Here is a 19,978-nt window from a genome sequence, read left to right on the forward strand (position 1 = left end):
TTCGCTCGCTGGTGGTTCAAATCCGAACGGATGGCCCCACATCATTCCCGTCAAATTAATGAAACCTGACCCTGCTTATTGTGAGGCAGGATCATAATTTTGCTTAATTACTACAGTGTCTAGAGGAGTTGCAGTCCGTGCATTCAATTGTCTCTTCATTTCTTATTGTTATCCAATAGCCTTTTCGTAAATTAAAATTGGATAAGTTTGAAATTATATTTCCAGAAAGTATATTATATTTATATTTTACAGATACATATATGTGATTAAAATTTCCTGATTCTCTTTTAATTGATTCAGGTATAGCAATACTCATTTGTTCATCAAAATCATTATCGTTAATTTCCCATTGTTTTTGTCCGTTCTGAAAATAACTTACTAATAGGCTTAGGTTGTTTGTATTTTGAGGATATAAATTTTTCTTACCAGCATATATAATGTCACAAATTTTTTTATAATCTGTTTTATTTGCCGATCTGTCATCATTGCCGTATTCCTCAAAATCTTTACTGTCTACTATTAGCTCACTTAAAAGATCTGAAGTTGTTGATGCAACAAGGTATAGTTTTCTATCTGTGTCAAACATATTAAAAAGTTCGATAGTAATGAGAAGTAGACATAAAATAACAGGAAATAATAGTGCAAATTCAACTGATATACTGCCTTCGTCTGAGGCGGTAAAGCAGTCTTTTGAATTATTCATTTGTCCATAACCTTACTTCATCAGTATTGAAAAAATCTTTAAATATGCTGTTAAAATATTTATTATCACTTAATATGTCTGACCAGTTATACTTAACAAAGACAATAGATATTTTTTCTTTTACATTTGTATTACTATAATTGTTTTCAGAGATGGGTGCGGAGAAATTTCTAAATTCACCAATTTTGTTATATCCAACCATATGAACATTTAATTTGTCACAATTGATTTTAAATGACTTATTGTTGTTTTCACATAATTTAATACGAAATTTATCTGCATTAAATTCCATTGGATTTAATCGCGATGCAATTTTCATTTGTCTTGTTGTTTCATCTATTGAGTTAGCTAATACTTGCTTCTCAATAAATACAACAGATAAGTATATTATAGTAATAATTGTTACAATTAATGGAAAAGCAATGATAGCAAACTCAACAGCTGCAGCACCATCGTCCGAACGATAAAATTTTCTGATGGATTTTTTATTTAATATAGATAAGTATAAATTATTCATTATTACTCAACTAATTTTACACGTCGAATTAATTTATCGACAACGCGGGTTAGATTTTCTGTAACACTTAATCCAAAATTAGTCTTATAGCTGAGTCCTGGACTTGCACATTTAGCAAGATAATCAGACACCATTTCAGCTTGCGGTATAACTATTTTTTCAAATTCGTCATCCGCATTTTTTAATTCCGGTACGTATTCTGTTTGAACTGTACCAATCAGAATCCCCTTTTTCTTAATCTCTTCACATAATTCTAGATTGATTGGCCCTACACACGTACCTAAAGGAATGGTTCTCTGAGGTCTGACCGAGACACTTTGATAACATTTGTCTTTGTCTTTCATGTCGTAATTAGCAAAACCATCGGTTATGATGATCATAGCTTTTTTTCTATCGGTTTTATTGGAAAGAATGTCTTTTTCTATGACGCGCATTGCTTCTGGAAGATTAGAATTATAACGCGGTCCAATAGTATAGCCCTTCGTTCCAGGGATGCATGGTGTGCAATTTCCTTCATAATCGCATGATTGATTTATACACTGGGCTTCTATTCCAACCTTCATAAGCGATAAATATGATTCTGTTTTTATATTCTTTAAAATATTCGTATAATTATCACTTAAATCAAAAAGCTTTCTAATATCATCCGGGTTTCCACCCTTCAGCGAATCTTCTTCTGGAAAAGAATAAGCTGCGATATTGACTGGATTTTTTTTGCTTAAGTGGCTCTCAGCTTCGATACGCTCAATTTCATGTATAAAAGATTTTTTAAGATCATCAATGCGTAGAGTTACTGGAGGCAGTCGTTTACGAAGGTTTGGTAGCTCTGATGGAGTCCATTCACTAGGAGATTCTTCTGGTCTAAAGTGGCAGGCAAAGCCACAACCACCATTATTAGTGCCCCAGACGGGGTATTTTTGTAGCGCATGAATGTCATCGCGCGTTAGACCAATTCCCATCGATGGAGAATTATCAAGAAAAAAGTATAAATCAAATGGAGTATCTGTTTTGCTTTCATTTATTTGTATTAATCTTCTAGCTTGAGCATGACCACTTAACTCAAAACTGTCATATCCTAATATTCCGGAAAAATAAGATTTCAATTTTGCATTATAAGTCAGGTCTGACTGCAGGATTTGATTTTTAATCTCGACACGTGGTTCTACTTGATTTTTTTCCATTATGAGTACATCGTTCTTAGGAAAATTTTGTTCAAAGTAGTCCGTTAATTCAATGTCGCCTTCTGGAATCCTCATATGTTGCGTTGTGGCCTGCTCGCGCCATATTCTGGCTGCCTTGGAAGAATCCGAAATAGCAGCTAAGACTGCAGAATCTGCAGCATGTTGCAGCTCGCTTTTATAGGTAACAATGCGGGTTATTTCTATCGCGGAACCGGAGGCAACACAGAGCACTCCTATAAGTATAGCAGTTGTAATCGCAGCAGAGCCATTGTTGTCTTTAATAAAGTTTTTCACATCAATCTCTTTAACTTAACAATTTATATATTCAGGATGTTTGCAAATATTAATAATAATATGTTGCAATTATCCATTTGCAGAGAGAAAAGTATTCTTTATATAAGCAATATTAGATTCTGTTTGATCTTTTGGTAAATCTTTGTTGTACCATCTGCGTGCTGCATCATAGTTTCCTTGCAGACCGAGTACGAATGCTAGATTTTGACGTATTTGTGGTGTGGCGTCGGGCATGGCTACAGCCTTAACGAGAGCTGCTTCTGCTGCCTTGTTATTTTTAGTCAAAATATAGGACATGGCTAGATTAGATAACAGCGAAGCATCATTGGGATTCATATTGATGGCCTGCTGGTGAAGCTTCAGGGCTTTAATATGCTGGCCTAATCCGTCCCGTGCTGAAGCCTCAGTTGAGATAAGGCGCCAATCTCTTTTTGCAGGGTTTTCTGCCATGTGGACGGCCTGAAGCGCCGACTGATACTGTCCAACAGACACCAGCGCTTTTCCATAGGCGGCTAAAACGTCTTTATCATTGGGATGACTGGTTTGAAGCTTTTTTATAACTTCAAGCGCTTGCATTTTTTCGCCACGCTCGCTCAACGATCTGGAATATTCGAGTGCAATTTTCTTGTCATCCGGCTCGCTCTTTAAAGCCTTTGTCATATCCCAGTTGGGCTTTAAGGATGCAAGGCAGCCGCTTAATGGAAAGGATATGCCGATCATAAGCAGTATTGATAAGGATTTGGCCAATGATGAGCGGTGCTTAATTGGTAAAGAATGATTATATAATGACATTATAGAATAATTACTCTGTAATTTAATAAAAAATGATAGATACAAGATAATTATTTTATATTTAATATAAATAATTCATATACTATTGTTAATTTATAATATCTTGTATTGTTAGAAGGCCGGCAATTCCCAATGCGACACCATAAGGAACCTTATGGCCTCGTTTTGTAAGCCAGTCCGGTATCCATACCGGGATAGGCAGATAAAATGCAATATTGCGCACAGTTAAAGCGCACAGGCATAGAAGCCCCCCAAGCAGGCCGGCTAAGACCGTATATTCAAGAAATGGCTGGCTCCAGCCATACCATAGGGCGATTACTGCAATGAATTTACCATCTCCGCCGCCAATAATTCTAAAGACAAAAAGCAAATAGGATAATATAAGGATCGATAAGGCACAGGAAACATGAATTATAATGTCATATAATTCATGCTTCCTGTATAATATATAAAATATATATCCAATAATCATTGCCAATGACAACATATTGGGAATACGCATCAATCGGAAATCGTAAATTATTGCGAGTATAAATATTAAAGATAAATATTGAATCATTTTTTTAGCCCTGAAAGGAGAATTTCCCCTTTCAGGTTTTTGCTAGATATTAATAATTATGAGCCCGAGCTTGTGGCCGGGGTTGCACTTACAAGCTTACCACTGATCCTATTAAAAGTAGCTGACAGATTTTGACCCAAGGTAGTAGCCGCTACAATAATAGCAACGGAAATCAGGGCTGCCAGAAGACCATATTCAATAGCAGTTGCACCGGAATCATCTTTAATAAAACGAACAATATTATTCATTTTTGTCTCCATATTAGTAATATAATTGAGTATCCCACAAAATTGGGATGAATCTATACAGCGTTGATTCTGCTGTCGGGGGTGCTTATACACAAAAATGTGAAAAGATATAGCGCAAATATTATTTTCTTTGTATAGATTTTATTAAGCGATTGATTCGTTCATAAAATCATAAATATTATTTTAGTGTGGCTGCATATATTGCTTATGCGGTTTTTTCATTTTTATTTGGTAGGTCAAGATTTTGAGATTACGACGCATAACTCTTTTCGTATTTGCCGCCATTGCTGCGGTGGTTACATTGTTGATTGGGACTTTTGAAGTTCTGAAAGGTAGCAATCAAACAGTTGAATATCATGAGGCAAAGCCGCGACCGGTCGAGGTTCTGGTTGTTGACCGGAGCCTTCAGCCGGGAGACAAGCTTGAAGGAGCCTTGAGCTGGCAAACCCGGTCCAGTGATATTGTTCAGCCGGGGGCTGTCATGCGTGAAGCAGAGCCGGAAGCAATTGAAGGCCTTGCCCAGCTTCGATTAAAAACGGCTGTGATGCCGGGGCATATTCTGAATGTGAGTGATTATATTCCTCTTGAAAAAAGAGCGCTGTCGCTCAAAATCAAGCCGCATATGCGTGCCATGGCGGTTAATGTTGCGGTGGATACTGTTGCGGGCGGTTTTATTCTCCCGGACGATAAGGTCGATGTTGTCATCACGCGCACCAGGCCGGGGGCAAATGGCAATGCTGACATTAATCTCGGTCGTTTACCAAGTATGATTACAGAGACTGTTCTTCGTGATGTCCGTGTGCTGGCGATTGATCAGGTTGCTGCAAGCAGTGATGCTGAGGAGCCGGTTATTCTTGGTAAAACAGCTACGCTTGAACTGACGCCTGCTCAGGTTGAAATCATGGTGGCCGCTCAGGCGATGGCTAGCAAGGTGGATCTATCGTTGCGTTCGGCAATTGTCGAAAATGATGAAGTTCCGCTCGAGTCTGAAAAAGATGCTGAGCACCTGGTTTTTGCGCCGGGGCCTAAGGGCAATGTTCATTTGATAACCAGTTCTAATATTACAGAGGTAGGAGTGCGTCGATGAAGTCCCTCCAGATGAAAAAATCTAAAAAAATCAAAAGTGCTATGTTTGCTTTATATGTTGGTGGCTTCTTATGTGCCGGCCTTGCGCTCTCACCTGTTTCGGTAAATGCTGCGGAAGTAAATGTGACCCGCTCGATTTCGAGCGTAAATGTTGGGTTGAATCAGACAACCATTGTCCATTTGCCACGCGAAGTGAGTGACATTGTGGTCGCAAACCCGAAGGTTGCGGGTGCGATCGTACGATCTTCCAAGGATATTTATTTGTTCGGCAAGAGTGTTGGACAGACCAATCTTGTGGCATTGGATACGGACGGAAATACAATCAGTGATATTTCAGTTCGTATTGAACGTGATTTGTCTCCGTTGCGGCAGGCATTGCGGCAATATTTGTCCAATTCTGACATTAAAGTTTCCCTGGTTAATGACAACGTTGTCCTGTCCGGGATGGTGCAAAAGGCAAGCGATATTGAAAAAGCAACCGCTTTGGCCAATGCATATATCTTTGGAGGCGATGCCAGTATTAAACATGACGGACAAAGTGGCAACGAACCAGAATTGACTGGTGCAAAAGCTTCCGGCGGCAAGAATGAGATTATCAATCTCATTCAGGTTACGGGAGGACAGCAGGTAACGCTCAAAGTTGTGGTCGCTGAAGTTAGCCGAAATGTCAGCAAGCAGCTTGGGATTGAGCTTAAAACAAAGAAGACCGGATTTGGTTTGGATAGCTTGCCGGGAGCTACAGGAAAAATACATACATTAGCCCTCGGAACTACCCTTGAGGCATATCTGGATAGTCTGGAAAAGTCCGGTGCAATGAAAGTTGTCGCTGAGCCGACACTTACTGCGCTTTCAGGGGAAACCGCTCAATTTAAAGTGGGCGGAGAGTATAATGTGATTAACAGCTTGACAGTTGATGGTCGTAGTTCGTCCAGCTTGTCTCAGATTAACTATGGTATCGGGCTGGAGTTTCTGCCAGTTGTGCTTTCACCGGGGCGCATCAGCCTGAAAGTTGTTACTGATGTATCAGAACCGGCTAGCAATACCAAGGTGCCAGGTCTTAACGGCGAGGTTGTCTCCTTGAACCGGCGAAATGCATCTTCAACAATCGAATTACCATCGGGTGGTTCTATGATGATTGCAGGACTTGTGCAAAATCAGGCAGAACATAGTCGAACTGCTGTCCCGCTTGTGTCGAAAATTCCGCTCATTGGTGCAATGTTTAGAAATGAATTGCGCCGTCGTATCGATAAAGAGCTTGTTATTATCGTGACGCCTTATCTGGCAAAGCCGGGTAATGAAGCAGATTATTCACGTCCGACAGACAATCTTGAAATGGCAACAGACGTCAATTCCGTCTTCCTCGCTAAGGTTAATAAGATTTATCATGGTTCTGGTGCAGCGGCGACATCTGGAAAATATCACGGATCAGTTGGATATATTAATAAGTAATTCCACGATTCCCGTGTCGACGTAATAAGTTAATGTTTTAATTTGATAATTTTCCTGAATACAAAATTCATATAGGAAACATTACATAATAATGCAGAGGATAAATAGAGTTGGGATCAAATAATAGATACCTGATTTCTATGACGAACAATGACAAGATATAATGTTATAGCTTTATCAGTACTGTTACTGGTTGCAGGATGTACGAGCCAGGAGAGATTAGCTTCTCAAATGGTTAGTGGCGCAGATGATCATCACTTTACTTATGTACGTAAAGCCCCTCCAACTATGTATGCTATGCCAAATCTTGTAAAACAAGCAGTTCTTTCTAATGAACAGAGAAAAGTTTTACAAAAGGCCCTTACGGAAGCCAATCAGCGCAGGGATTCCAGTATAAAAATTGTCGTACCTCAATATGCCAAAAACCAGAATGACCTCAATAGGTTGGAAGAAATGGTAATGACATATCTCAGATATAGCGGTGTGCCCTCAGAGAGAATATCTGTCGCAAAAATTCCGCTTAAAAAGAAAGAAAAGGCATATATCAGACTTGATGTATATGGGGTTGTCGGGGCCGTTCAACGTGAATGCGGTATTTGGCCTGATGATATCCTCAATGATAAAGATATGAGGACATATTCAAATTTCGGTTGTTCAATGAACAATAATATTGCTGTTCAGATGGATAACACGAATGATCAATATAGAATGAGAAATATAACACCTCCTGATGCTGGAAGAATTAATAGAATTCTCAAAAAGTATCAGCAAGGTGAATTGTCATTAAAAAGTGATAATAAAGAATAAATAAATTTATTATTTTAATCGTTTATTCAACGCAAAATATTTTATATTATAATTCATTTTGCGTTGATTTTTTTATCAGAAAAGATAATGAGTAATTTACCTAATATATCAATAGGATTTTTTACAGTTTCAGAAGAACTGGAACTGGTTATTACTGAATTAAAGAATAATGGTAAATCGTCCAAGGCGCGGATAAAGATCTTTGAAGGCGGTAGTGAAGCTGCTATTCGGGAGCTTAAAAATAGCAGTTTTGATCTGATTGTCGTAGAATTTACGAGCGGATATAATTTTATTTTGCGGGACGTAGAGGAAATTGCATCCCTGTGCCAACTTGGTACAAAAGCAATTATTCTTGGTCACGACAATGATATTCAGCTATATCGCAGCCTTATTGCTTGTGGAGTATCTGATTATATAAATGCTCCATTTAATTCTAGTGATATTTTTAGTTCTATCACTAGAATATTTGCCAATAAGACTCAAAGTGATGCGCGCGTTATCGGCTTCATTGGAGCAAAGGGGGGCGTTGGAAGCTCAACCATATCTCATAATATTGCCACTTATACAGCTGAGATACTGGGAAAGAAAACTATTCTATTGGATTTTGATCTCCAATTTGGAACTTCAAGTTTGAGTTTCAATAAGCCTTCACAATCATATTTTGACGAGTTAATCAACTCATCCATACAAATAGATGAGCTTTTCTTGAGTAATATGCTTGTAAAAGTATCAGATAATCTATCAATATTCCCTTATTTATTGAAGCCAGATGCTGTTATAAAAGGCATTGATAACATTCTAAATAAAATTATTGAGTATTCATCAAAGATGGCATCAATTGTTATCATTGATATGCCAAATAAATTATCTAATGAATTGCTATACGTGGTTGATAGTCTTGATGACTTGGTTGTTGTTGCAGAACAAGATATCATAAATGTAAGAAATACATCTATTATAACTAAATATATGGATGATAATAATAAGTGTGATTCTGTACATCTTATTATAAATAAAGAAGGTAAAAACTCTTCTATTGAGTTGTTTGCAAATGATTTCAAGCAGCTGTCATCACTTAATGCTCTGGCTGTCGTTCCTTTTGAAGCTAAGGATTTCAGAAAATCTGAAGAGGCAGGAAAGGTTATTATATCGGCTAAGCCGCAATCAAGGGCAGCAAAAGAGATTCTAACAGCATCTGAAGCGCTATTTAATGAAAAAGTAACTGTCAAAAGAGCTGGGCGTATTCGGATGCTCATGAATATGGTGAGGGAAGGCTAAAATTATGTTTGGTAAAAAGAATGTAAGCGTAGAGAATAATAATGATAAACCCTCTACGGGTGATGTTACTGTAGTGCCAAATACAAAGACAGATAATATTCTTGAGAATAACGTTATTTCTGATCTTAAGCATGATCAAAGACGTTATAAGAATAAGCAAAATGTTATCTCAATTCTTTTCAACATTATCGATACGGCTGAGCTGGCTGCCATAGATAATAATGAGGCTCAAAAAAGAATTACTGACGCAGTCAGGGAAATAGTAAGCACTGAGCGAATTGTCATGTCAGGTGCTGAACAGCAGCAGCTTATTTCTGATATTTGCGATGATATTTTGGGATTTGGTGCATTGCAGCCTTTGCTTGCCCGGGACGATATCGCTGATATCATGGTGAACGGGCCGGACAATGTTTTCATTGAAGTTAAAGGTAAGGTACAGAAAACACCGATCAAGTTCAGAGATGATCAGGAGCTGTTAAATATTTGTCAGCGAATAGTATCTCAGGTTGGTCGTCGTGTTGATGAAGCGTCACCTATTTGCGATGCGCGACTTGCTGATGGCTCCCGTGTCAATATTATTGCGCCCCCATTGGCAATTGACGGGACTACTCTCACTATTCGTAAATTTCGAAAAGAAGCGCTAACCATGTCAAAACTGGTTGAATATGGCACAATATCCAGTGCTGGCGCCGAAATTATTGAGGTTATAGGTGCAACGCGATGCAATGTGATTGTCTCGGGTGGTACGGGTTCTGGTAAGACGACGCTTCTTAATTGCCTTGGTTGCTATATCAATCCCTCTGAGCGCATTGTTACTTGTGAAGATGCGGCTGAACTTCAGCTTCAGCAAGAGCATGTTGTTCGTCTTGAGACGCGGCCTACCAGTGCTGAAAACAAAGGCGAAGTTACCATGCGTGATCTGGTACGTAATAGTCTGCGCATGCGTCCGGATCGAATTGTTGTTGGTGAGGTTCGTGGAGCAGAGATTATTGATCTTTTGCAGGCGATGAATACTGGTCACGCCGGTTCAATGGGCACTATTCACTCAAATAGTCCGCGAGAATGTCTTAATCGTATTGAAACTCTGATGGCAATCGGGGGATATCAGCTACAGCAGAAAACTATCCGTGAAATGATATGCGGAGCTGTTGATATTATTATCCAGGTATCTCGTCTTCAGGATGGAAGCCGAAAGATAACGCATGTTACGGAGATAATGGGCCTGGAAGGCGATGTGATCGTTATGCAGGATCTTTTGACATATGAAATGGCGGGATATGATGAAGCGGGACGAATTGTTGGTCGCCATATAGGGGCGGGACTTTCACGTCCGGGCTTTTATTCAAAAGCGGTCGAGTTTGGCCTTCAAGACAAGCTCATAAATGCATTTAATGAATTATAATTAGATAGATAAACTGCTTCATATATTGTGCTATCTAAATATAAAATTCCTTTGAGCATGATCCGATCTGATTCAATCAGATCGAAACGCGTTCTAATATAGTATATGCAATTATTTAATTATAATCTGTTTCGGTAGATTTAGGTTATATTAAAAATTTATAAAAAGCAAAAAAATGTCATCTATTTTTTATATTTCCTTAATATGCTTATTTTCGCTTATAATTATTATTTTCTTTGCAGATATGCGGAAGAAAAAACATATTAGGATGCACATCAATAACAAGCTTGCTATACAGAATGTCTTTAATGCAAAAGATTTTTCTGAGAGATATAGTGATCTGAAAAGTAAAAGCATTATCAGTAATTTACGTCGTTTAAAAGAACGTTCGGGAATTAATATATCATTTAATGCCTATATGCTATCTTTTCTGTTTGCAGGACTGTGTTGTTTCATATTCTTGCTGGTTTATACAGGAAAAACGTTTCTGGCTTTAATCCTAGGATCAGTAATAGCGTTATTATTGCCTTTAATCGTGTTGAAATATTTGTGCGCAAGGCGTCAACGCAAATTCCTTGCAAATTTCCCTGATGCGATTGACAGTGTTGTGCGTGCTATACAATCAGGGCTTCCTTTGTTTGATGGGTTTTCATTATTGTCGGCGGAAGCCGAGGAGCCTATCAAAAGTGAATTTTCTCGCATTGTTGAATTACGCAAGCTGGGGGCAACTGTTCCTGAAGCGGTAGAAAGCCTGACACATCGCATCGATGCGATAGAAACAAGACTTTTTTCAACTGTTGTTAAAATCCAAAACCAATCAGGTGGGAGCATATCTGAATCACTGTCTAATATCAGTACTGTTATTAGAAATAGAATTCGTATGAGGGAAAAGGTTAATGCCTTGGCTGCTGAGGCAAAGGCGTCTGCTTACATTATTGGTAGTCTTCCATTTTTTATTATAGCAGCTATATATTTTTCATCTCCAGATTATATTATTCTTCTATTTACTACTTTCACAGGAAATTTCGTAATTTACTGTAGTCTCGCATGGATGGCGATTGGAATTGCCTTGATGTGGAAAATGATTAATTTCGAGATATAATAATATGACATATTTTTTTCTAATTATTACGTTACTTTTTGTTGGTTCATTATTTTTTGAATCATTTATACATAAGAAAGAAAGAATCGATGTTCACGTAAGGGATAAATCATCTAATTATAATAGTGATTTTATAGATAAAAATATATCATCCAGCTATATAAGAAAACTGGCTATATCTATATTGTCTAATAATAAAAATGAAGTTGATCTTCTAAGAATACGTTCCGCAGGATTTAGAGGAAGTAAGCCAATTGTTGTTTTGAGATTGGCTAGAATGATTTGTCCATTATTTCTTATCGCCATTTGGATAATTTTATTATTATTTGGTGTGTTTAATAATATGTACTTTTATTTTTACTTCTTAATAGCTATTGCTGTAGGTATCATAGGATATTTTCTCCCGGGGATTTATCTGCATAATCGCATTATAAAACGGCGTAAGGAAATTGAGAAAAGCTGGTCCGATGTGCTTGATCTGATAATAGTGTGTGTCGAGACCGGGATGACAATCGAAGCTGCATTAAGTAAAGTTGCAAGTGTTGCTGAGTTTTTGTCAAAAGAACTGTCCGAAGAGCTTAAGCTAACAATCGCCGAGTTTGGTTTATATCCAGACAGAAGAATTTCTTATAGAAATTTTGCTAAAAGGGCCAATTTGCGCAGTGTAGACACATTTGTACAATGTGTGATTCAATCAGAGAAATATGGTACTTCCGTAGGCGATGCTATGAGACATCTTGCGGCTGAACACCGAGATCAGCGTATGTTGAGAGCGGAAAAGAAAGCTGCTGCTTTGCCGCCAAAACTTACAGTACCTATGATTTTGTTTTTCTTGCCTGTTATCTTTGCCGTTATATTAACTCCTGCTTTTATCCAGGTAATGGCTCAAGGCGGTATTATGGGCGGTAATTAGTTTTACAGGGTAATCTCCCCTGTTCTTAATGTGGTTATTTGAGTTCCTGTGCTGATCGAGCCATTTATCTCGGGCCGTTCGCTGACCACACGCAACGCCACTTTTTTCCCGGCCATCTTTTTGCAAGAGATGGCCGTCTTTTTTCTCAAAGCCTCTTTCAGCAGCGCCGCCTGCTGCCTGTCCCGGAAAATATCTTTTTGCGGGGGTCTCGATATCTTGCGCAGTATGCCATGGATGTGCGGTTTTCTAAAATTACCCGTCTTCATCAAAAACTTTTCACTTAATAATTGACAATTGAATTCAAGTTTATTTAATATTAGAAAACTTCAATATATTTCTGAATTCTATTCAAACAATTTTACTGCGCAATTAGATCAGCTATCTTGAAACATGCAGCTATGGATGCTGCTAATATACTGTATTATTTAATTTATTTTTGCTGATCTGTGACGTTGGTTCTCCGTCAGGGGTACAGAATGACACATTTGATTTATGATTTTATCGCCATTGGCTTAGGCCCATTCAATCTCAGTCTTGCTTGTCTCTCACAGCCCTTGCAGCATTTTAAAACACTGTTTTGGAAAGAAAAGCACGGTTTGAATGGCATCCTGGAATGTTGACTTCTGAAGCGATGCTTCAGACCCCATTTTTCAGTGATCTGGTAACAATGGCCGATCCGACCAGTGATTTCAGCTTTCTCAATTATCTGAAACAAAAAGGCCGGCTTTATAATTTCTATATTCGGGAAAATATTTATCCCAGCCGTAACGAATATAATGATTATTGCAATTGGGCTGCTTCTCAATTGCAGAATATTTGTTTCATGCAAAATGTCTGCTCTGTCACCTATGATGAGCAACAGCACCTTTATGTAGTCACGGTTTATGACGCTGAAAACAAGTGCAAAATTTCCTATCTGGCACGGCGGCTGGTACTGGGAACCGGAACCACTCCCTGTATCCCTACTTGTGCCGATGCATTGATCAACAATCATGAACAGACAGATACGTTCATTCACACTTCCCGCTATATGTTTGAGAAGCACACTCTTCAACATTGCAAGTCCATTACCGTCATCGGCAGCGGCCAAAGCGCGGCAGAAGTTTTTTATGATCTTTTGCAGGATCATGATCAGAGAAACTATCAATTGAATTGGGTAACTCGTTCATCCCATTTCTATCCGCTTGACTTGTCGAAACTGACACTGGAACTCACTTCGCCGGATTATGTGGATTATTTTTATCATTTGAGCGAAACGAAAAGGCGGAAAATTTTACAGTCTCAGGGACCGCTTTATAAGGGCATTAATGACAGCCTGCTCCAGAAAATCTATCACCGGCTTTATGAGCGCAGTATAGATCAGGCCGAGCATGTAAGAATGTTGACCAACAGCGAACTCATGCAGATTAGTCCGCCCGATCGACTTTCAGATCAGTATGATCTGTATTTTCAGCATATCGAACAAAACCGCAATTACCGAATCCGCAGTGATGCGGTTATTCTGGGCACCGGATATACCTATAGGGAGCCGGAATTTCTTAAGCCGGTCAGTAGCAGAATCCGTTATTTGCCATCCGGTCAATTTGATGTTGACCGGTTCTATTCAATCGATGGGGGCAGGGGCGAGATTTTCGTTCAGAACGCTGAATTACACAGCCATGGTTTTACAGCTCCCGATCTTGGCATGGGCTGTTATCGCAATGCCTGTATTCTGAAGCAGATCTGCGGACAGGATATTTATCTGACAGAAAAACGCATTGCGTTTCAAGAGTTCGGAGCGCCGTCCGCGGCCCATGAACAAATATATGAAACAGGCTGTTTCCCGGAAAAATTGCAGTAATCAAGCCGCTCCGGGCGGCGTTTTGGGCAGATATATTTTATCTTAAACCGGATTATAGTTTCATGACCTCTTTTATTCATGCTTTAAAATCAACCGATAATTTTACACATAATGATCCTGTAACGGGGAGGTTTTCTATCAGGCTGCTCCAGTCTGTAGAGCAAGCGGATATGATTGCTGGATGGGTGAACCAGCCTTATGCCCGTTTCTGGAATATGGGCGGTTTTAGTAAATCTCAGGTTCTGTCTTATTATCAGACTATGCAAAATGAACCGGATAAGGCGGTTTTCATAGGTTTTTGCGATGATCAGCCTGCATTTCTGGCAGAAATTTATGACCCGCTAACAGATAGTCTTTCCGATCATTATCGTGCTGAAAAAGGCGATTGCGGTATGCATTTGCTGGTTGCACCGCCTGTGCTGCGCCGTGGCGGTTTTACACTGGCTGTGATGCGCAGTCTGTTGCATTTTATCTTTTCTGAAGCTGAAATACGCCGCATTGTGGTCGAGCCGGATATCAGAAACCATAAAATTCATCGCCTGAATTGTCTTGTCGGTTTTACCCATATCAAACCTGTGCAGTTGCCGGATAAGATGGCTTATCTTGGCCTGTGCAGGCGGGAGGATTTTTTTCAGTCTCTGGACGTCATCAGGCCTGCAAAGGGTCCGCTTTATAGCTGTGAGCAGACCGCACATTTGTCTCCCTGTTACTGGGAGAAAGCAAACCGTCATTTGTTGCGTAAAATGATTGCAGAGCTTTCCCATGAGGAGGTTTTGCAGCCGCAACAACTGAATGCACGGATGTTTCAGATCACGGCTGGTGAAACCTTACGTTATGAATTTGCTGCGCGGCGTTTGATGGTCGATCATTGGCTGATTGATGGGAGAAGTCTTAAACGGCTGGTGAGATCGGATCAGAATGAATGGCTGGCAGAGGGAGGTCCCGATGCGTTGGAATTCTTGATCGCCATAGGTGATCAGCTGGATATAGGCTGCGATGATTTTCCGCTTTATCTCGAAGAGATCAGCAGCACATTATACTCTGCCTGCTATAAACTATCATCCGGCAACCGCTCAGCAGAAGATCTATGCCATGCCGAATATCAGGATAGTGAAGCCGCTATGAGCGAAGGTCATCCGGTTTTTATTGCCAATAATGGCCGTATCGGTTTCAACACGGCGGATTATCTGGCTTATGCACCGGAGACAGCCCGCTCTTTACCCATGACATGGCTGGCAGTCAGTCGGAGCCGTGCTGTTTTTAGTTCTTTCACAAGTCTGACTTACAAGCAGTTGATCGAGCAGGAACTGGATGCGGCCCTGTTGAACCGCTGGCGCGATTATCTGGTCATGCTTGAGCTTGAGCCGGATGATTATTATTTCATGCCGGTGCATCCGTGGCAGTGGCAGAATAAGATCGCAATCACTTTTGCCGCGGAGGTGGCGCAGCGCCATCTTGTGTGGCTTGGTGAGGGGGACGATATTTACCGCCCGCAGCAATCCATCCGTACATTCTTTAATATTACCGCTCCACATAAACATTATGTCAAAACCGCGTTGTCGATTTTGAATATGGGGTTCATGCGCGGTCTGTCGCCGGAATATATGTCTGTTACACCGGCTATTAATGAATGGCTGGTTGATCTGCTTGGCACTGATGCAATTTTAAACGAAGCCGGTTTTACTATTCTGCGTGAGGTGGCCGCTATCGGTTATCAGAACCCCGTTTACAGTAAGAAAATCAGCGGATCGACCGGTTATGGCAAAATGCTGGCAGCCCTGTGGCGCGAAAGTCCGCAACAATATTTGAAGCCGGGTGAAAGACTGATGACAATGGCAGCCTTGCTGCATCAGGATGCGGATGGCAAGGCTTTGACAGGACGTTTGATTGCCGCCTCGGGCCAGTCTGTCGAAGGCTGGATATGCAGCTATCTCAAGGCTTATTATGTGCCGTTGATCCATTGTTTCTATCATTATGATCTTGCTTTCATGCCCCATGGCGAGAACCTGATCATGGTCATGAGAGATTGCCGGATTGAGCGTATGCTGATGAAGGATATCGGCGAGGAAATCGGCTTGATGAACAGCACCCTTGCGGTGCCGGAAGAGATTTCCCGTATCAGCTATAAGCTTGATGAAGCGCTGAAAAGGGATCATATTTTTACTGATGTTTTTGACGGGTTTTTCCGCCATCTTTCTGCTGTTCTTGACGATCAGGGACTGATGAAAGAACAGGAATTCTGGGCTTTGGTTGCAGAATTTACCAAGACCTATCAAATGGCATATCCTCACAATGCAGATAAATATCAACGCTATGATCTGTTTCGACCGGTCATGACGCGCAATTGTTTCAATCGTCTGCAATTGCGTAATAATCGTCAGATGCTGGATTTGCTTGATCCGCAAAAAAGCTTCCGGTTCGGGACGCCGATGGTTAATCCGCTGGCGCAATTTGCCTGAAGCGGGATAGTTTTATCTGCCCGTTTCAAAACGCTCCATCGACCAGATGAGCGGCATTGCGGCTGCAGACAGTCCTGCGCCCACTGCAAAGAGGGGCTGATAACCGTATAATGCAGCGATTTTTCCGCCCACAACGCCGCCGATCATGCTGATGACGCCGTCCATACACTGGAAGATTGTAAAATCCACACCGGCTTGCCGAATATCCGAGATTTCCATGAAACGGGCATAAAGGGCAACAAAACCAAAAGCCATCACACCGAAAGAGGAGGCCAGTGCACATAGCAGCATGAAAAAACGCGGCGGGTTGCTTTGCCCGGAGAACCATATGAAGCTGATCATCAGCAGGCATTGCAGAACAAGCGCTGTAAGCAGGACAGGGCGCGTTCCTGAATATCTGACCGCCAGACCGCCGATACATGCACCTGCAAGGCCAGTGATGAGCCCACCAGCTCCATTTAATATACCCAGAAGTGACAAGCCAATCTTCGCATCGATCATATAGGGTTCCATCATCACCCCGCCCCATTTTTGCGCTGCAACAAAACAGGCCGTGAGCACCAGCCCTTTGCGGATTTCGGTGCGTTGCAGCGCCAGACGCAGTGACGGTATGTGTTGGCGTTCCACAGCTGGCTGATGAACATTTTTTTGCAGGACAAACGGTATGGCCAGCAAAAGCACCATAGCCGCCATCAATGCGAGGGACAGGTTCCAGCCGTAATGATCATAAATAACCAGAAACAGCCCTGAGCCTATTGCAGCGCCAAGATAGGCACTGCCGACCTGAATTGCATTGCCCCAGCCATAATCGCGTTGTGCGAGAGCTTCCACTGTATAGCCGTCGCAGGCTATATCAATGGTTGCGGCCACAAAGGCAACGAGGGTGAGACACAGCAGCAGCGGGGTCAGTTGCTGCGGGCCGATTTGACCTGCCAGTAACAGACAGGATGCTGATAGAAGCCCGCCGGTAAGTATGATCTGAGCCGAACGGTTTTTGCCACGGGCAGGCAGACGAAAACGCTCAAGATACGGCGACCAGAGAAATTTCAGCGACCATGGCAGAATAGCCAGATAAATCAGCCCTATCTGGTCAAGCGGTAATCCGTTTGTCCGCAATATTGCAGGCAGGCTGGTAAAGGTCAGCCCACTGATTACACTTTGACTGATATAGACCCCACCAATTGCAACAAATACTGCAATTGGTGAAGGGGAGGGGTTTGCAAGGCGATTTGTCTGTCCCATCAGGGGCAGTATCGCATATTGACAATAATTTTATAGCCTTCATTCCACGAATAGAACCAGTTCCGGGGCAGAACCTGTTTATTCAGATCGAAACAGGCTCTGATGTGAGGCTATTCATTCCCGACAAATTAACTGGCTCTGGCCTTAAAGCCTCCGTCGCCGGATTTTTTGCCGTCTCTCTTCTTGAAACCGTCTTTCTTGAAGTCGCCCTTTGGCTTTGACCAGCCACCTTTGCCGCCATCGCGGAAGTCACTTCTCGGCTTGAAACTGCCTTTGCCTTCGCGCGGTGCTGCATCGCCGCCAGCGCCTGCAACAGCGGTACGGATAACAAGACCCTTCTCGCCTGTGCCGTGTTCTTCAACCGAGCGGCGGAATTCTTCGGCCTTGGCTGCGGTGATTTCAAAGCGGGTTTCATTGTCGAAAATCTTGATCGAGCCGACATCGCGCTTGGACACATCGCCTGCCTTGCAGATCAATGGCAAAAGCCATTTTGGATCAGCGCGGTGTTTGCGACCGGCAGAAACCGAGAACCATACGCCATCAAAACGTGCATTGCGGTCGAAACGCTCGCCCGCTTCGCCACGATCAAAACGCTGGCCGCGTTCGCCACGCTCTCCACGTTCTGCGCGATCACTGCGTTCTGAACGCTCGCGCGGCTTTTTACCGCCAATCGGATGCACCGGCGCATCGGAAATTTCTTCCGCGGCCGGATGGGATGCAACTTCACGGTTAAGAAAGGCACTTGCTATCTGCTCCGGCGTATAACGTTCGGTCAGCGCTTTCAGCAGATCCTGATATTCTTCTTCAACCGGCTGGTTGAACACTTCTGCATTCAGAATGCGTTCATTGGTCTTGGCCTGAACAGCCGCAATACCGGGTGCCGGAACGGTCTGTGCGTCGAGCTTTGCCATATGCAGAAGGCGTTCCGCAATGCGCCGACGCGAGAATGGTACCACCAGAACACAGGTGCCCTTGCGTCCGGCACGGCCCGTACGGCCTGAACGGTGCAGCATGGTTTCAGCATTGTTCGGCAGATCGGCATGGATTACCAGATCAAGGTTTGGCAGATCGATACCGCGTGCCGCAACATCGGTTGCCACACAAATTCGTGCGCGGCCATCGCGCATTGCCTGCAGCGCATTATTGCGCTCGGCCTGGCTTAGTTCGCCTGAAAGCGCCACAACCGCAAAACCGCGATTGGAAAGGCGGCTTGCCATATGCTTGACCGCTTCACGCGTTGAGCAGAAAATAATCGTATTCTGCGCATCATAATAAAGTAGCGTATTAATGATTGCATGATCACGTTCCTGCGGCGGAACAGGCATGGCGAAATAATCAATATCGGCATGCTGACCGGCTTCGCCAGCAGCAGAAATGCGCAGCGCATCCTTCTGGAAGCGCTTGGCAAGCTGTGCAATTGGCTTTGGTACGGTTGCCGAAAACATCAATGTGCGGCGGTCTGCCGGTGCTTCACCAAGAATGAATTCGAGATCTTCACGAAAGCCCATATCGAGCATTTCATCGGCTTCATCAAGCACAACAACGCGAAGCTGCGACATATCAAGCGCATTGCGTGAAATGTGATCACGCAGACGGCCCGGAGTGCCGACAACAATATGCGATCCGCGTTCAAGCACACGGCGCTCGGAACGAATATCCATGCCGCCAACGCAGGATGCAATGGTGGCGCCTGTATCGGCATAAAGCCATTCCAGTTCGCGGCGAACCTGCAAGGCGAGTTCACGTGTTGGCGCGATGATCATGGCAAAGGGCGCTTCCGGGCGGCCAAAACGCAGTTCATCACCAAGAATGGTCGATGCCATGGCAAGGCCGAAAGCGACAGTCTTGCCGGAGCCTGTCTGCGCGGAAACGAGCAGATCGGCATCAAGTGTCTCAGAAGCGAGAACGGCATTTTGAACAGCAGTGAGCGTATTGTAACCACGAGCGGCTAATGCTCCGGAAAGTGCCGGAGCGATCGTTTCAGGTAGGGACATGAATAACTTTCACGAAAAAAGCTTCTCAAGCCGCACACCCATCAGTCATGAACCTGTTTGTTCACGACTCTCCTGACGACCAACGAAGCAACATAATTGACGCCTACCTATA

Annotated in this window: 17 protein-coding genes and 1 pseudogene; 9 read left to right on the top strand and 9 right to left on the bottom strand. The window is 42.3% G+C overall.

The features are described from left to right. Positions 1-103: 103 nt before the first annotated feature. The 6 genes from FHY56_RS09265 to FHY56_RS09290 form a co-directional block, all read right to left on the bottom strand. Positions 104-703, bottom strand: coding sequence for a TadE/TadG family type IV pilus assembly protein (locus tag FHY56_RS09265; protein WP_140904878.1), 600 nt, complete (start codon positions 701-703; stop codon positions 104-106). Then, positions 696-1,220, bottom strand: coding sequence for a TadE/TadG family type IV pilus assembly protein (locus FHY56_RS09270; protein ID WP_140904879.1), 525 nt, complete (start codon positions 1,218-1,220; stop codon positions 696-698). The genes FHY56_RS09265 and FHY56_RS09270 overlap by 8 nt, the downstream gene beginning before the upstream one ends. A gap of 2 nt (positions 1,221-1,222) precedes the next feature. Further along, positions 1,223-2,695: a TadE/TadG family type IV pilus assembly protein gene (locus FHY56_RS09275; RefSeq protein WP_158447743.1), complete on the bottom strand. Its 1,473-nt coding sequence runs from the start codon at positions 2,693-2,695 to the stop codon at positions 1,223-1,225. A gap of 69 nt (positions 2,696-2,764) precedes the next feature. Beyond that, a complete protein-coding gene (locus tag FHY56_RS09280) occupies positions 2,765-3,487 on the bottom strand; it encodes a tetratricopeptide repeat protein (protein ID WP_140904881.1) in 723 nt (240 codons plus the stop codon). 88 nt (positions 3,488-3,575) lie between these two features. Beyond that, positions 3,576-4,046, bottom strand: coding sequence for an A24 family peptidase (locus tag FHY56_RS09285; RefSeq protein ID WP_140904882.1), 471 nt, complete (start codon positions 4,044-4,046; stop codon positions 3,576-3,578). A 56-nt stretch (positions 4,047-4,102) separates the two neighbouring features. Continuing rightward, complete coding sequence (locus FHY56_RS09290) at positions 4,103-4,294, bottom strand: Flp family type IVb pilin (protein WP_193556773.1); 192 nt, start codon at positions 4,292-4,294, stop codon at positions 4,103-4,105. Positions 4,295-4,538: 244 nt separating this feature from the next. Here FHY56_RS09290 and cpaB point away from each other — a divergent pair, with 244 nt between their 5' ends. The 7 genes from cpaB (at position 4,539) to FHY56_RS09325 (ending at position 12,331) form a co-directional block, all read left to right on the top strand. After that, positions 4,539-5,381: a Flp pilus assembly protein CpaB gene (cpaB, locus tag FHY56_RS09295; RefSeq protein WP_158447744.1), complete on the top strand. Its 843-nt coding sequence runs from the start codon at positions 4,539-4,541 to the stop codon at positions 5,379-5,381. Continuing rightward, positions 5,378-6,829 (top strand): type II and III secretion system protein family protein, encoded by a 1,452-nt coding sequence (locus tag FHY56_RS09300; RefSeq protein WP_140904885.1) that lies wholly within the window; start codon positions 5,378-5,380, stop codon positions 6,827-6,829. The genes cpaB and FHY56_RS09300 overlap by 4 nt, the downstream gene beginning before the upstream one ends. A 150-nt stretch (positions 6,830-6,979) precedes the next feature. After that, on the top strand, positions 6,980-7,636 hold the full coding sequence (locus tag FHY56_RS09305; protein WP_140904886.1) for a CpaD family pilus assembly lipoprotein: 657 nt from the start codon (positions 6,980-6,982) through the stop codon (positions 7,634-7,636). An 87-nt stretch (positions 7,637-7,723) separates the two neighbouring features. After that, on the top strand, positions 7,724-8,914 hold the full coding sequence (locus FHY56_RS09310; RefSeq protein WP_140904887.1) for a CpaE/TadZ family protein: 1,191 nt from the start codon (positions 7,724-7,726) through the stop codon (positions 8,912-8,914). Positions 8,915-8,918: 4 nt separating this feature from the next. Next, positions 8,919-10,316 (top strand): CpaF family protein, encoded by a 1,398-nt coding sequence (locus FHY56_RS09315; protein WP_140904888.1) that lies wholly within the window; start codon positions 8,919-8,921, stop codon positions 10,314-10,316. A 175-nt stretch (positions 10,317-10,491) separates the two neighbouring features. Continuing rightward, positions 10,492-11,418, top strand: coding sequence for a type II secretion system F family protein (locus tag FHY56_RS09320; RefSeq protein ID WP_140904889.1), 927 nt, complete (start codon positions 10,492-10,494; stop codon positions 11,416-11,418). Between the two features lie 4 nt (positions 11,419-11,422). After that, positions 11,423-12,331 (top strand): type II secretion system F family protein, encoded by a 909-nt coding sequence (locus tag FHY56_RS09325; RefSeq protein ID WP_140904890.1) that lies wholly within the window; start codon positions 11,423-11,425, stop codon positions 12,329-12,331. A gap of 2 nt (positions 12,332-12,333) precedes the next feature. On the opposite strand, the gene FHY56_RS09330 is transcribed toward FHY56_RS09325, so the two are convergent. Continuing rightward, positions 12,334-12,597 (bottom strand): hypothetical protein, encoded by a 264-nt coding sequence (locus tag FHY56_RS09330; protein ID WP_140904891.1) that lies wholly within the window; start codon positions 12,595-12,597, stop codon positions 12,334-12,336. Between the two features lie 210 nt (positions 12,598-12,807). Here FHY56_RS09330 and FHY56_RS09335 point away from each other — a divergent pair. Beyond that, positions 12,808-14,171: pseudogene (locus tag FHY56_RS09335) on the top strand (lysine N(6)-hydroxylase/L-ornithine N(5)-oxygenase family protein). Between the two features lie 62 nt (positions 14,172-14,233). Beyond that, entirely contained in the window at positions 14,234-16,630 is a 2,397-nt protein-coding gene (locus FHY56_RS09340; protein WP_140904892.1) for a GNAT family N-acetyltransferase, read from the top strand. Positions 16,631-16,642: 12 nt separating this feature from the next. Here the strand turns inward: FHY56_RS09340 and FHY56_RS09345 are convergent, their stop codons facing one another. Beyond that, the gene (locus tag FHY56_RS09345) at positions 16,643-17,872 is read right to left on the bottom strand and encodes an MFS transporter (RefSeq protein ID WP_140904893.1); all 1,230 of its coding nucleotides are present in this window, start codon (positions 17,870-17,872) and stop codon (positions 16,643-16,645) included. A 128-nt stretch (positions 17,873-18,000) separates the two neighbouring features. Next, positions 18,001-19,866, bottom strand: a complete 1,866-nt coding sequence (locus tag FHY56_RS09350; protein WP_140904894.1) for a DEAD/DEAH box helicase — start codon at positions 19,864-19,866, stop codon at positions 18,001-18,003. Positions 19,867-19,978 lie beyond the last annotated feature (112 nt).

The organism is Brucella gallinifaecis, from assembly GCF_006476605.1.
Lineage (GTDB): Bacteria > Pseudomonadota > Alphaproteobacteria > Rhizobiales > Rhizobiaceae > Brucella > Brucella gallinifaecis.